Origin of the sequence: Streptomyces sp. NBC_01257 (assembly GCF_035917255.1) — a bacterium.
Lineage (GTDB): Bacteria > Actinomycetota > Actinomycetes > Streptomycetales > Streptomycetaceae > Streptomyces.
In genome coordinates, this window is record NZ_CP108472.1 from 6816945 (window position 1) to 6830615 (window position 13671).

At 70.2% G+C, this 13671-nt stretch carries 11 protein-coding genes; 10 read left to right on the top strand and 1 reads right to left on the bottom strand.

What is annotated here, in order from left to right; all coding sequences use genetic code 11:
* The first annotated feature begins 315 nt into the window (after window positions 1–315).
* The 4 genes from OG408_RS29765 to OG408_RS29780 all read left to right on the top strand — a co-directional run bounded on the left by OG408_RS29765 (window position 316) and on the right by OG408_RS29780 (window position 6032).
* A complete protein-coding gene (locus tag OG408_RS29765) occupies window positions 316–2124 on the top strand; it encodes an ABC transporter ATP-binding protein (RefSeq protein ID WP_326672914.1) in 1809 nt (602 codons plus the stop codon).
* Window positions 2125–2308: 184 nt separating this feature from the next.
* Window positions 2309–3163 carry a FadR/GntR family transcriptional regulator gene (locus OG408_RS29770; RefSeq protein ID WP_285572876.1) on the top strand — a complete coding sequence of 285 codons (855 nt, stop codon included), beginning with the start codon at window positions 2309–2311 and terminating at the stop codon, window positions 3161–3163.
* Between the two features lie 323 nt (window positions 3164–3486).
* Entirely contained in the window at window positions 3487–5034 is a 1548-nt protein-coding gene (locus tag OG408_RS29775) for an RNA polymerase sigma factor (protein ID WP_266783743.1), read from the top strand.
* Window positions 5035–5201: 167 nt separating this feature from the next.
* A complete protein-coding gene (locus tag OG408_RS29780) occupies window positions 5202–6032 on the top strand; it encodes a S1 family peptidase (RefSeq protein ID WP_266783745.1) in 831 nt (276 codons plus the stop codon).
* Window positions 6033–6132: 100 nt separating this feature from the next.
* Here the strand turns inward: OG408_RS29780 and OG408_RS29785 are convergent, their stop codons facing one another.
* Window positions 6133–6366 (bottom strand): DUF7455 domain-containing protein, encoded by a 234-nt coding sequence (locus OG408_RS29785; protein WP_024489001.1) that lies wholly within the window; start codon window positions 6364–6366, stop codon window positions 6133–6135.
* Window positions 6367–6796: 430 nt separating this feature from the next.
* On the opposite strand from OG408_RS29785, the gene OG408_RS29790 reads away from it, so the two are divergent.
* The 6 genes from OG408_RS29790 to OG408_RS29815 all read left to right on the top strand — a co-directional run bounded on the left by OG408_RS29790 (window position 6797) and on the right by OG408_RS29815 (window position 13634).
* Complete coding sequence (locus OG408_RS29790) at window positions 6797–8917, top strand: DNA gyrase/topoisomerase IV subunit B (protein WP_285568920.1); 2121 nt, start codon at window positions 6797–6799, stop codon at window positions 8915–8917.
* Window positions 8918–9087: 170 nt separating this feature from the next.
* Window positions 9088–9636, top strand: a complete 549-nt coding sequence (locus OG408_RS29795) for a DUF1453 domain-containing protein (RefSeq protein ID WP_326672917.1) — start codon at window positions 9088–9090, stop codon at window positions 9634–9636.
* On the top strand, window positions 9633–10796 hold the full coding sequence (locus OG408_RS29800; RefSeq protein ID WP_326672919.1) for a sensor histidine kinase: 1164 nt from the start codon (window positions 9633–9635) through the stop codon (window positions 10794–10796). Before OG408_RS29795 ends, OG408_RS29800 begins: the two co-directional genes overlap by 4 nt.
* The gene (locus OG408_RS29805; RefSeq protein WP_326672920.1) at window positions 10793–11470 is read left to right on the top strand and encodes a response regulator transcription factor; all 678 of its coding nucleotides are present in this window, start codon (window positions 10793–10795) and stop codon (window positions 11468–11470) included. Before OG408_RS29800 ends, OG408_RS29805 begins: the two co-directional genes overlap by 4 nt.
* A 98-nt stretch (window positions 11471–11568) precedes the next feature.
* Window positions 11569–12045 (top strand): DUF485 domain-containing protein, encoded by a 477-nt coding sequence (locus OG408_RS29810; protein ID WP_266783755.1) that lies wholly within the window; start codon window positions 11569–11571, stop codon window positions 12043–12045.
* Entirely contained in the window at window positions 12042–13634 is a 1593-nt protein-coding gene (locus tag OG408_RS29815) for a solute symporter family protein (protein ID WP_266783757.1), read from the top strand. Before OG408_RS29810 ends, OG408_RS29815 begins: the two co-directional genes overlap by 4 nt.
* Window positions 13635–13671: the final 37 nt, after the last annotated feature.

Genomic DNA, 13671 nt, shown 5'->3' on the forward strand with positions numbered 1-13671 from the left:
CCCGAGGTCTGAGCCCGAGGCCTGGGCCCGAGGCCTGAGCCCGAGGTCTGGGCACCCGGGAGCGGCCGGCCGGCTGAGGGCGGTCGTCGACGCCCACACCGGGGCCGAGCCCGCTGATGCTGGGGGCTGAGGTCCGAGCCCGAGATCCGTGCTGCCTGGGATCCGGACCCGAGGTGGCGCTCCCGGTGCTTCTGACGCTCTGACAGATGTCCGGAACGCCGTAGGTTCGGCATTGCGCGAAAAGTCCGATATGTCGGGTTATCGTGCTGCGGTACCTTCTGCCGCCGAGCGGTCTCACCTTCTGCGAGAGAAGCGATGCTCCAGGCCATCGGACTCACCAGCGCCCGCCACCGCGGACTTCCGCCCGCCGTGGACGACCTCACGTTCGAAGCCGGATCCGGCTGCGTCACCGCCCTGCTGGGCCCACCGGGTTCCGGCAAGACCGCGGCCCTGCGCCTCATGCTCGAACTCGAACCGGGGCGAGGTGTCACCTACTTCCGCGGCAGACCCCTGCACCGGGTGGCGCATCCGGCCCGGGAGGTGGGGGTGCTGCTCGGGGACGTACCGGGGCACCCCGCCCGCACCGCCCGCGGCCAGCTCCGCATGCTCTGCGCCGCGACCGGAGTGCCCGCGTCCCGGGCCGACGAACTGCTCGACGCCGTCGGTCTCTCCGGGCTGGGGGACCAGCGCATCGGCACGCTCTCCCTGGGCATGGACCGCAGGCTGGCACTCGCCTGCGCACTGCTCGGCGATCCGCACACGCTGATCCTGGACGAACCCGCGGAGGGACTCACCTCGCGGGAGGCCGACTGGCTGCACGGCATGCTCGGGTCCCATGCCGATCGGGGCGGCACCGTCCTGTACACCACGCACGACGCCAAGAGGGCGGCCCGGTCGGCCGGTCATGTGGTGACCATCGACGCCGGCCGTCTGGTCGCCGATCAGAGCGTCGCCGACTTCTCCCGCACCCGCCTGCGGCCCCGCGTCGCGGTCCGCTCCCCGCACGCCGCCCGCCTCGCCGCGATCGTCAGCCGTGAGGCGCGGGCCGACCGGCGCTCCGTCGAAGTGGTCACCGAGGCGAGCAGCAGCCGGCTCTCCGTCTACGGCAGCAGCTGCGCGGAGATCGGGGACACGGCATACCGCCATGGGCTGCCCGTGCATCAGCTCGCCGACGAGATCGGTGACACGTCCCCCGAGGCGGGCCCCGGCCCTGGCCCCGACGCCGCCGCCCCCGCCCCCCGCCTCGAATCCTCCGCCGCGCCGCCTCCCTCACCCCTCTCCGAACCGCTCCCGGTGGCGGGGGCCGGCGAGGGCGAGAGGCAGCTGCCGCCGCGGATCCGGCGGCGTCCGGCCCGTGGCCCGCTGCGCCCGGTGCGTTACGAACTGCGCCGCCTCTTCGGTGTCAGGACCACGACGCTGATCATCGCCGTGGCTCTCGTCGCCTCGGCGGCGCTGTCCGTCCTGCTCGGCCGCAACGGCGGCACCCCGTTGCCGAACGTACTGGCCGCCTGGCCCTCGCTGCTGCCGCTGCCGCCCGCCGCGCTTGGCGCCGGACTGCTCGGTGCCCTCTCCTTCGGTGACGAGTTCCGCTACCCCGCGCTCGCCGCAGGGCGCGGCACCGTCCCCCGACGGCTCGGGCTGCTCCTCGCCAAGCTGGCGGTTTCGGCGGGCGTCGCGCTGGTGCTGGCGCTCCTGGTCGTGCTGGCGTCGGCGGAGTCCCTCCGCCTCGTGTACGGCGGGGACTTGGTCAAGGTCCCTTCGAACGCGGTTTCGCTGGCCGTGAGTTGGTCGGGGCTGACCGTCGGCTGCGCCTGGGCCGGCCTGCTGGCCGCCGGGATCTTCCGTGTGACGGCGGCGGGTGTCGCCGCCGTACTCGCCGTTCCCGTCCTGATGGTCCCGCTCATCGAGTCGATGCCGAAGGCGCCGACCGCCCGTTCGATGAGCGGACTTCCGGGCCGGCTGAGGGAACTGGCCTGGCTGCAGTGGCCGCACGAGGCGGACCGGTGGGTGGCTGCCGCGGTGCGGGTCGTGGCGCACCCGGTGGGCGCGGCGCTGACGCTGTCGTTGTCGGTCCTTGTCTGCGCGTATCTGTTCATGACCCTTCGCGGCAGAGTGCGTTGGTGATCGCGGAAGGGAACTTGAGTACGCAGAGATCCACAACTCCATTGAAAATGCCCGCTTTGTACCAGTAAGTCGTCAATTGTGAGGCGGGTGCCGATCACCCTTTCGTGTGCTTTTCACCAAAGACCTCAAGGGGTGGCTGAGCCGCGCCGACAAAGGATGCGTGAGTACCCTTGCGCACACCACGATGACCGCCGCCCGCTCCGCCGACTCCGGCCTCGCCGGCCCGGGCGAACTCGACCGATACACCTATGCGGAGGCGCCGGCCGGCGAGCGTGCCGCCGCCCGGTCCTGGGGCGGTTCCGATACCGAGCTCGGCCGGGTGGGCCGACGGGGATCAGCCAGCCGGGGCCGCGGCCTGCACGGTCAACTTGTTCAGCAGCTCGGTCAGATGATCGTTTCCGGTGACCTCGGTGCCGACCGGCCCCTCGTGCCGGAGGAGATCGGTCAGCGATTCGAGGTCTCCCGCACCGTCGTCCGGGAGTCGTTGCGTGTCCTGGAGGCCAAGGGCCTGGTCAGCGCCCGGCCCAATGTGGGTACCCGGGTCAGGCCGGTCAGTGACTGGAACCTGCTCGATCCCGACATCATCGAATGGCGCGCCTTCGGCCCGCAGCGCGACGACCAGCGCCGCGAGCTCGGTGAGCTGCGCTGGACGATCGAGCCGCTGGCCGCCCGGCTGGCCGCGGGCCACGGGCGTGAGGACCTTCAGCAGCGGCTCGGCGACATGGTCGAGATCATGGGGCACGCGCTCGGACAGGGCGACGTGATCACCTGCGCCCGGGCCGACGCGGAGTTCCACTCCCTGCTCATCCAGGCCGCGGGCAACCGCATGCTGGAGCACCTCTCCGGCATCGTCTCCGCCGCGCTCCAGGTCTCGGGCGCCCCGGTGACCGGTTGTGACCGTCCCAACGAGGCATCCCTCGGTCACCACGCGCGCATCGTCGAGGCCCTGGCGTCCGGCGACTCCGCGGGCGCCGAGGCCGCCATGCGTCAGCTGCTCGTGGCCCAGCCCGGAGTCGTACCGGCGCCGCGCGAGCACTGAGCGCGGCGCGGTCAGGGTGTACGAGCCATGTGTCGCCGGACCCTCGTGGTCCGGCGGCACAATTGTGGAGAGATGTCACCACTGATCTGGTTCGTCGCAAATGAGGTGTGACTCGGGCCACGCGGATTGGGCGTAACACTCCTCGAAACAGCGCGATGACTTAAGAGGTGACCGCCGCGGAAGGAATACAGCAGCCATTCAGTGCGCTGTGCAGTTCTGAGGCCTAGCCCGCGCCGTCGGTACATTCCCAGCCCGACGGTCGTCGGTTCCAGCCCTCTCAGGGCCGGGCCGGAAGCCGTTTCCATCGTTCCGAGAGGTTGTTCGTGTCGGCCAGCACATCCCGTACGCTCCCGCCGGAGATCGCCGAGTCCGAATCTGTCATGGCGCTCATCGAGCGGGGAAAGGCTGATGGGCAGATCGCCGGCGACGACGTGCGTCGGGCCTTCGAGGCTGACCAGATTCCGCCAACCCAGTGGAAGAACGTTCTGCGCAGCCTCAACCAGATCCTCGAGGAAGAGGGTGTGACGCTGATGGTCAGTGCCGCGGAGCCGTCGAAGCGCGCCCGCAAGAGCGTCGCAGCGAAGAGCCCGGTCAAGCGCACCGCCACCAAGACCGTCGCGGCCAAGACGACCGTGACGCGGACCGTCGCGGCCACCGCCGCCCCATCGGCCGAGACCGTGGACGCCGTGGCCGATGACGCCGCCGCGGCCGCGCCCGCCAAGAAGGCCGCAGCCAAGAAGACGGCTGCCAAGAAGACCGCCGTGAAGAAGACGGCGGCGAAGAAGACCGCGTCGAAGAAGGCCGGCAAGCAGGACGACGAGGTCCTCGACGGCGACGACGCGGCCGAGGAAGTCAAGTCCGGCAAGGGTGAGGAAGAGGAGGGCGAGGGCGAGAACAAGGGCTTCGTCCTCTCCGACGACGACGAGGACGACGCACCTGCGCAGCAGGTCGCCGTCGCCGGCGCCACGGCCGACCCGGTCAAGGACTACCTGAAGCAGATCGGCAAGGTCCCGCTCCTCAACGCCGAGCAGGAGGTCGAGCTCGCCAAGCGCATCGAGGCGGGCCTGTTCGCCGAGGACAAGCTGGCGAACGCCGACAAGCTCGCTCCCAAGCTCAAGCGTGAGCTGGAGATCATCGCCGAGGACGGCCGCCGCGCCAAGAACCACCTGCTGGAGGCCAACCTCCGTCTCGTGGTCTCGCTGGCCAAGCGCTACACCGGCCGCGGCATGCTCTTCCTGGACCTGATCCAGGAGGGCAACCTCGGTCTGATCCGCGCGGTCGAGAAGTTCGACTACACCAAGGGCTACAAGTTCTCCACGTACGCCACCTGGTGGATCCGTCAGGCGATCACCCGCGCCATGGCCGACCAGGCCCGCACCATCCGTATCCCGGTGCACATGGTCGAGGTCATCAACAAGCTCGCGCGTGTGCAGCGTCAGATGCTCCAGGACCTGGGCCGTGAGCCCACCCCGGAGGAGCTGGCCAAGGAACTCGACATGACCCCCGAGAAGGTCATCGAGGTCCAGAAGTACGGCCGCGAGCCGATCTCCCTCCACACCCCCCTGGGTGAGGACGGCGACAGCGAGTTCGGTGACCTGATCGAGGACTCCGAGGCGGTCGTCCCGGCGGACGCGGTCAGCTTCACGCTTCTGCAGGAGCAGCTGCACTCGGTGCTCGACACGCTGTCCGAGCGTGAGGCGGGCGTGGTCTCCATGCGCTTCGGCCTCACCGACGGACAGCCGAAGACGCTGGACGAGATCGGCAAGGTCTACGGCGTGACGCGTGAGCGCATCCGTCAGATCGAGTCGAAGACCATGTCGAAGCTGCGCCACCCGTCGCGTTCGCAGGTGCTGCGCGACTACCTCGACTAGGCCGTCGTCCCGACCGGCACATCGGCCGAGGGCCCGGATCCCCCAGGGGATCCGGGCCCTCGGCCGTTTCCGGTGCGGGCGGGCGCCGCCGATTTCGTGCGGGTGCGGGTTGGTGACAGCGGAATGACTCTGGGTAGGCAAGGTCCATCACAGAGTCAGGAGCACACATGTCCCGTACCGTCGTCCGCGCCATGACCGGGGCGCTCGCCCTCACTGCCGCAGCGGCAGTGATACCGCTCGGGTCCCCTGCCGCGGCAGTCGCGGACAGCATCGTCATCGGAGGCCAGCCCGCGCACGTCAAGGACAGTCCCTGGGTGGTGGCCCTCTCCAGCCGTGACCGGTTCGGAGGTACCCGGGCCGGCCAGTTCTGCGGCGCCGTGGTGGTGGAGCCGAAGAAGGCGATCACGGCCGCGCACTGTCTGACCCGGGAGGCGCTGGGTGTCGATGTCGGCCAGGTCCGCGATCTGCGGATCATCTCCGGCCGCGACGAGCTGAACGGCACCGACGGCAAGGAGATCGCGGTGAGCGGCACCTGGGTCAATCCCGGCTTCGACGCCACCACGAACAGCGGTGACGTCGCCGTGCTCACTCTCGCCGAGGCGCTGCCCGAACAGAGCGTGATCCCCATGGCGCCGGCCGGCGACTCCGCGTACGACTCCGGGACCGCGGCGGTCGTCTACGGCTGGGGTGACACGACCGGCAACGGTGACTACGCGACGTCACTCAGGTCCGCGAAGGTGACCGTGCTGCCGGACAGCTCGTGCGAGCAGGCCTACCCGGGGGGCGGGAACGGCACGTACGAGGCCTCAGCGATGCTCTGCGCGGGCGAACCCGAGGGAGGGTACGACGCCTGCCAGGGAGACAGTGGAGGGCCCCTGGTGGCCCAGGGGAGGCTCGTCGGCCTCGTGTCCTGGGGGAGTGGGTGCGGCCGCGCGGGCAGCCCTGGCGTCTACACGCGGATCTCCGCGGCCATCGAGTGGATGAAGGACGCTGACTGACCGGACGCTTCCGCGGGTACGAGAACGGGCGGCTCCCCTTGTGGGGAGCCGCCCGTCGGCCGGTCGGGACCGGCCCCTGGCTCGTCGTGGATGCGAGGTGTCAGTGTTGTTCCTCTTCGGCGGCTTGGGCCTGCACGGCTGTCAGCCGGTCCGTCTCATCCTGTATTTCCGCGGCGATCTTCTTGAGTTCCGGCTCGAACTTGCGACCGTGGTGGGCGCAGAAGAGCAGTTCACCGCCGCTGATCAGGACGACGCGCAGGTATGCCTGGGCGCCGCAACGGTCACAGCGGTCTGCTGCGGTCAGCGGGCTCGCGGGGGTCAGAACAGTAGTCACGTCGCCTCTTCTCTAGCTCGACGAGCTGTCGTACCAGGGTCAACATCCAACCAGGCCGAAAACGTTCCCGCTCGTGGCATTTCTTCGAAACTTCTTCTCAGGATGGCTGTCTGTTGCCGGTTCGCGGCGAATGTGCCGTATTGCGTGGCGCTACGGTTTCGCGTTGCTCTCGGTCGGTCCCGCCGGCTGGCTTGCCGGTTGTTCATGAGGACGTGCCCGGAGCCTAAATGGTTCATGCCTGGAAGGGAACGTGATGTGCGCGTCACTCCAAGGAGGGATCGAACGTGTATGCGAGGCTGGACTAGTGTGAGCGTTCTCCGAGGGTGGCGTTACACCCGCTCTACCAGGCCTCGGTACCCTCTCAGCGGCGACCGAAGCCGAGCCCGTTACCCACTGGGCCCCAAATGAAATTCAGCGAGGAGCGAACCGCGTGACCGCCGATACGTCCGTGCCGTCCACTGCGCTGCTGACCGGAGCAGACCGAGACGGTTCCAACTACACCGCGCGGCACCTGCTCGTACTCGAGGGGCTCGAAGCGGTTCGCAAGCGCCCCGGCATGTACATCGGGTCCACCGACAGCCGCGGCCTCATGCACTGCCTCTGGGAGATCATCGACAACTCCGTCGACGAGGCCCTCGGCGGGTACTGCGATCACATCGAGGTCATCCTCCACGACGACAACTCCGTCGAGGTCCGTGACAACGGCCGCGGCATCCCCGTCGACGTGGAGCCCAAGACCGGCCTGTCCGGCATCGAGGTCGTGATGACCAAGCTGCACGCCGGAGGCAAGTTCGGCGGCGGCTCCTACGCCGCGTCCGGCGGCCTGCACGGCGTCGGCGCCTCCGTGGTGAACGCCCTGTCCGCCCGGCTGGACGTCGAGGTCGACCGCAACAGCGCGACCCACATGATCAGCTTCCGGCGCGGTGTTCCGGGCATGTTCACCGAGCAGGGCCCGGACAGCCCCTTCGACCCGGCCAACGGGCTGCTCAAGGGCAAGCGGGTCCCGAAGGCGCGCACCGGGACGAGGGTGCGCTACTGGGCCGACCGGCAGATCTTCCTCAAAGACGCCAAGCTCAATCTGGAGACGCTCTACCAGCGGGCCCGCCAGACCGCCTTCCTCGTCCCCGGCCTCACCATCGTCGTCCGCGACGAGCGCGGCCTGGACGGCGAGGGCAAGACGGAGGAGACGTTCCGCTTCGACGGCGGCATCAGCGAGTTCTGCGAGTACCTCGCCCAGGACAAGGCCGTCTGCGACGTCCTGCGCCTGACGGGGCAGGGTACGTTCAAGGAGACCGTGCCCGTACTCGACGACCGCGGCCACATGACGGCGACCGAGGTCACCCGGGAGCTGGTCGTCGACATCGCGATGCGCTGGGGCACCGGCTACGACACCAATCTCAAGTCCTTCGTCAACATCATCGCCACCCCCAAGGGTGGTACACATGTGTCCGGATTCGAACGCTCCGTGACCAAGACGGTCAACGAGGTCCTCCGCTCCGCGAAGATCCTGCGCGTCGCCGAGGACGACATCGTCAAGGACGATGCGCTGGAGGGTCTCACCGCGGTGGTGACCGTACGGCTGGCGGAGCCGCAGTTCGAGGGGCAGACCAAGGAGGTGCTCGGCACCTCGGCGGCCAACCGGATCGTCGCCAACGTCGTGGCCAAGGAGCTCAAGGCGTTCCTGACCTCGACCAAGCGGGACGCCAAGGCGCAGGCCAGGGCGGTCCTGGAGAAGGCGGTGGCAGCCGCCAGGACCCGGATCGCCGCCCGCCAGCACAAGGACGCGCAGCGCCGCAAGACGGCTCTGGAGTCCTCCTCCCTGCCCGCGAAGCTCGCCGACTGCCGCAGCGACGACGTCGAGCGCAGCGAGCTGTTCATCGTGGAGGGCGACTCCGCGCTCGGCACCGCCAAGCTGGCCCGGAACAGCGAGTTCCAGGCACTGCTGCCGATCCGGGGCAAGATCCTCAACGTTCAGAAGGCATCCGTCTCCGACATGCTGAAGAACGCCGAGTGCGGTGCGATCATCCAGGTCATAGGAGCCGGGTCCGGGCGGACCTTCGACATCGACGCCGCCCGCTACGGCAAGATCGTGCTCCTGGTCGACGCCGATGTGGACGGCGCCCACATCCGCATCCTGCTGCTGACGCTGTTCCAGCGCTACATGCGGCCCATGGTCGAGGCGGGACGGGTCTTCGCCGCGGTGCCCCCGCTGCACCGGATCGAGCTGGTCCAGCCGAAGAAGGGCCAGGACAAGTACATCTACACGTACTCGGACAACGAGCTGCGCCAGCGGCTGCTGGAGCTCCAGCGGAAGAACGTCCGGTACAAGGACTCGATCCAGCGCTACAAGGGTCTGGGCGAGATGGACGCCGACCAGCTCGCGGAGACGACGATGGATCCGCGTCACCGCACGCTGCGGCGGATCAACATCGGCGACCTGGAGTCGTCCGAGAAGGTCTTCGACCTGCTGATGGGCAACGAGGTGGCCCCCCGCAAGGAGTTCATCACCAGCTCCGCGGCCACGCTGGACCGCTCGCGCATCGACGTCTGAGTCCGAGGCGCAGGGGCCGGGATCCGGACCCCGCTGTCCCACCGAGCCGTTGTCTCCACCCACGGGTGGAGACAACGGCTCCACCCGTGATCCACCCCTGAGCCGATCCCCTGACCTGGCCCTTTCCGTAGCGTCGAAGTGACAGAACTTCCCGCAACCCGGAGGCGCCCATGTCCGGTCTCGTCAACCTGCTCGTGATCGTCGCGGTCATCGGCTTCGTCGTGGTCCGTCAGTGCTCGGCGCAGCAGATCTCGGGAGCCCGGCGCTGGTGGGTCCTGCCGGGTGTCCTGCTCGTGATGGCCCTGCGTGAGCCCGGACTGGTGGATCCGCGTCACGAGGCGCTGTCCGTCATCGTCCTGGGTGCGGAGCTGGCCGTGGGCCTGGTCACCGGGGCCGGCTGGGGGTGGACCGCCCGGCTCTGGCGCGCGGAGGACGGGACGCTCTGGAGCAAGGGCACCAAGGCGACCGTGTACGTCTGGACCGGAGGCCTGATCCTGCGAGCGGCTCTGTACGGGCTCGCCGCGGCGCTGGGCATACATCAGGGCGGCCCCGCCCTGATGATGGCTCTCGCGGTCACCCTGCTGGTCCGCAGCGGTGTGCTGGCCCGGCGGGCCGGGGAGATACCGCGGTCGTACCGTGGCCCGGGCGACGGTGGACCGGCCGGCCGCCGTTCCGCCGGCCGTGTGCCGTTCCGGCCGGCCGGAAAGGACCGCGTGTGACACCCGCTGCCTGGACCAGCTGGCCGTCGAGGGAGGCCCTCGCACGGGAGAGGCGCACCCGCGCACGCGCCGTGATCGGCTGGTCCGTGCGGGCCGGGCTGCTCACCGTGATGCTCTGGGGGACCTTCAGCGGCGGGCTGTTCGGCCCGTGGGAGACCGTGGTCGGTCTGGCCGGGGTGGCGGGATGCGCGGCGGCCGCCGTGGCCTTCTTCCGGACCAGCCTGGAGAACCGGCTGTGGCCCTCGCTCGGGCTGCTCGCCCTGCTGATGCTCGCGGCCTTCGGAGCGCAGCAGGCAGGAGCCGGCGTGCCCGCCGCGGTGATCTGGTGCGGCTGCGCCGTCACCGCGCTGGAGCGGCTCCCGCTCTCGGCGGGCGTTCCGGCCACGGCGGCGGCGCTCGGGGCATACGCCGCCGTGAACACCGACGGCTGGCTGAACACGGCCCTGACCACGGCCGGGCTCTGTCTCGGGGGGTACGTGCTGCGGCTGGACGCCGAGGCCCGTGGAAGCGCACAGCGGCTGCTCGCCCAGGAGCGGGCGGCCAGGGTGGCGGAGGCCGAGACGGCGGCGCTGGACGAGCGCTCCAGGATCGCCAGGGAGATCCATGACGTGCTCGCGCACAGCCTCTCCGCACAGCTGGTGCACCTGGAGGCGGCGCGGCTGCTGATCGAGAGGGAGCCCGAGGGCGAGTTCCGGGACCAGGTGCTGCAGCGGGTGGTCGCCGCCCGCTCCATGGCCCGCGAGGGCCTCGCGGAGACCCGTCAGGCGCTGTCGGCCCTGCGCGGCGAGGTGTCGCCGGTGGAGGAGTTCCTGCGGCAGCTGGTGGCGGCGGAGCCGGCCGAGGTCCGGGTGGAGGGGGAGCAGCGGACGCTGACCGCCGAGGCGTCGCAGGCGGTGCGGCGGGTGGCGCAGGAGGCGCTGACCAACGTGCGCAAGCACGCACCGGGGGCCAGGGTGCTGATCAGGCTGGAGTACCTGCCGGACGTGATCGCCCTGGAGGTCAGCGCTTCGGGTGGTACCGGTGCCGGCGGCGAGCTGGCTGTCAGTGGCTCCGGCTACGGTCTGCTGGGGATGCGGGAGCGCGCCGAACTGCTGGGCGGAACGCTGGAGGCCGGTCCCGGCGAGGAGGGGTTCGTGGTGAGTCTGCGGGTGCCCGCGTGAGCGCGCGGGTGATCGTCGCCGACGATCAGTCGGTGGTGCGCGAGGGAATCGTCATGCTGCTGGGCCTGCTGCCCGGGATCGAGGTGGTCGGCGCGGCCAGGGACGGGGAGGAGGCCGTCGCCCTGGTGGCCGAACTCGCTCCGGACGTCGTCCTGATGGACCTGAGAATGCCCCGCTGCGACGGCGTGGAGGCGACGCGCCGTATCCGCAGGGACCATCCCGGCACCCAGGTCGTGGTGCTGACGACGTTCGCCGACGACGATTCGCTCTTCCCCGCGCTCCGGGCGGGGGCCCGGGGCTACCTCACCAAGGACGCCGGGGGCGACGAGATCGTGCGGGCCATCGAGGCGGTGCTCTCGGGCGAGGCGGGTCTGTCGCCCGCCATCCAGCGCCGTCTGCTGGAGCAGGTCACCACCGGGCCGCTGCCGTCCGCGGGAGGCGCCGAGGCCGAGCTCCCCGACGGGATGACGCCACGTGAGGCCGAGGTGCTGGTGCTGATCGCCGAAGGGATGTCCAACACGGAGATCGCCCGGCGTCTGCACATCTCGCAGGCCACCGTGAAGAGCCACATCAACAACCTCTTCGCCAAGGCGGGACTGGGCGACCGGGCCCAGGCGGTCCGTTACGCGTACGTTCGAGGACTCGCACAGCCGCCCGGCACATCCTTCACCTGAAGAGGTGAAGTCCGGGGAATGAAGTGCCCGGGATCTTCCCGATCTGCCCATTCTTGGGTACGCGGCCGAAGTGGTCCGTGGACAAGGGGAGTTGTTCGGTGGAGAAGGAAGCAGGGCGCGAGGCCGCGGCGACGCGACTCGAAGACCCGTGGTACGACGCGCTGGCCTCCGGATGGGGGGAACTCGACGGCACGGGCAGCTTCGCGCCCGCCGCCGCGCCCGGCCCCGCGGAGTCCCGGCGCGGCCCCAGCGCGGCCGAGATCTATCTGGAGGTGCAGCGCAGCGAGGCCTTCCAGGAGGTGCGCCGCCGCTACCGGCGGTTCGTCGTCCCCGCCTCCCTCGCCTTCCTCGTCTGGTATCTCGCCTACGTCGTCACGGCGGTCACCGCGCCCGGTCTGATGGCCCGTCCGGTGGCGGGGGCGGTCAACGTCGCCATGGTCGCGGGACTCGGGCAGTTCCTCACCACGTTCCTGCTCACCGGGGCCTACGCGCGGCACGCGCGGCTGCGCAGGGACCGGGCCGCGCTCGATCTGCGCTGGGACACGCAGGAGATGACGCGGGGGATCGTGCGTTGAGCGGGAACCACCAGACCCTGGCGCTGCTGCTGTTCAGCGCCTTCATCGCCGTGACGCTCGGCATCACCACCTGGGTGAGCCGCAACCGGCACGGTTCGGCGGAGGAGTTCTACGCCGGCGGCCGGCTGTTCTCCCCCATGGAGAACGGTTTCGCCATCGCCGGCGACTACATGTCGGCCGCCTCGTTCCTCGGCATCTCCGGGCTCATCGCCCTCTTCGGCTACGACGGCATGCTCTACTCGGTCGGCTTCCTCGTCGCGTGGCTCGTCGTGCTGCTGCTGGTCGCGGAACTCGTGCGCAACTGCGGCCGGTTCACCCTCGCCGACGTGGTCGCGGCGCGGATGGCGGAGCGCCCGGTCCGGATCGCGGCGGGGACCTCGTCCGTCACCGTCTCCGTGCTCTACCTGGTGGCGCAGATGGTGGGGGCGGGCAGCCTCGTCGCCCTGCTCCTCGGCGGGACGAGCGGCGCCGCGCGCTCCTGGACGGTCATCGGGGTCGGCGCCCTCATGGTGGTCTACGTGTCGCTCGGCGGCATGCGCGCCACCACCTGGATCCAGATCGTCAAGGCCGTCCTCCTGATGGTGGGCACCGTGGTGCTCACCGTGCTGGTCCTCGTCCACTTCCACGGCAACGTCAACGAGTTGCTCAACTCGGCCGCCGACCGGAGCGGTTACGGCAAGGAGTTCCTCTCACCCGGCCTCCGCTACGGCGGGAGCTGGACGGCGCGCTTCGACTTCATCAGTCTGGGACTGGCCCTGGTGCTCGGCACGGCGGGCCTTCCGCACATCCTGTCGCGCTTCTACACCGTGCCCACCGCCCGCGCCGCCCGCCGGTCGGTCGTCTGGTCCATCGGCCTCATCGGCAGCTTCTACCTGATGACGATCGTCCTCGGCTTCGGAGCGGCCGCGCTGGTCGGCTCGGCCGACGTACGGGAGTCGAACCCCGCCGGGAACACGGCGGTTCCGCTGCTCGCCCTGGTCCTGGGCGGCGGCGAGGGATCGACCGGCGGGACGATTCTGTTCGCCGTGGTCGCCGCCGTGGCCTTCGCGACCATCCTCGCGGTCGTCGCCGGCATCACCCTCGCCTCGTCCGCGTCCGTCGCCCACGATCTCTACGCCTCGCTCAGGCGACCCGGCTCCCGGGAGCACAGCGAGGTCGCCGTGGCCAGGGTCGCCGCGGCGGGCATCGGGGTGGTCGCCATCGGGCTGGGCCTGCTCGCCCAGGACCTCAACGTGGCGTTCCTGGTGGGCCTGGCGTTCGCGGTCGCCGCCTCCGCGAACCTGCCGGTGCTGCTCTTCTCGCTGTTCTGGCGGAAGTTCACCACGCGCGGCGCGGTCTGGTCGGTCTACGGCGGTCTCATCCCCGCCGTCCTGCTCGTCCTGCTCTCCCCGGTCGTCTCGGGCAGCCCCACCTCGCTCTTCCCGGGCGTGGACTTCCAGCTCTTCCCCCTGGAGAACCCCGGCCTGGTCTCCATCCCGCTGGGCTTCCTGGCCGGCTGGATCGGCACGGTCACCTCGGCCGAGCCGCCCGACGAGGCCAAGTACGCGGAGACCGAGGTACGTGCGTTCACCGGAGCCGGCGCGGTGTGACGGGTGCGGGGTGACAGGCGACGCGTGACGGCAGGGG

Coding starts and splice junctions, on each gene's coding strand:
- OG408_RS29770 (WP_285572876.1), top strand. CDS start 2,309: ATGACCGCCGCCCGCTCCGCCGACTCCGGCCTCGCCGGCCCGGGCGAA.
- OG408_RS29780 (WP_266783745.1), top strand. CDS start 5,202: ATGTCCCGTACCGTCGTCCGCGCCATGACCGGGGCGCTCGCCCTCACT.
- OG408_RS29795 (WP_326672917.1), top strand. CDS start 9,088: ATGTCCGGTCTCGTCAACCTGCTCGTGATCGTCGCGGTCATCGGCTTC.
- OG408_RS29765 (WP_326672914.1), top strand. CDS start 316: ATGCTCCAGGCCATCGGACTCACCAGCGCCCGCCACCGCGGACTTCCG.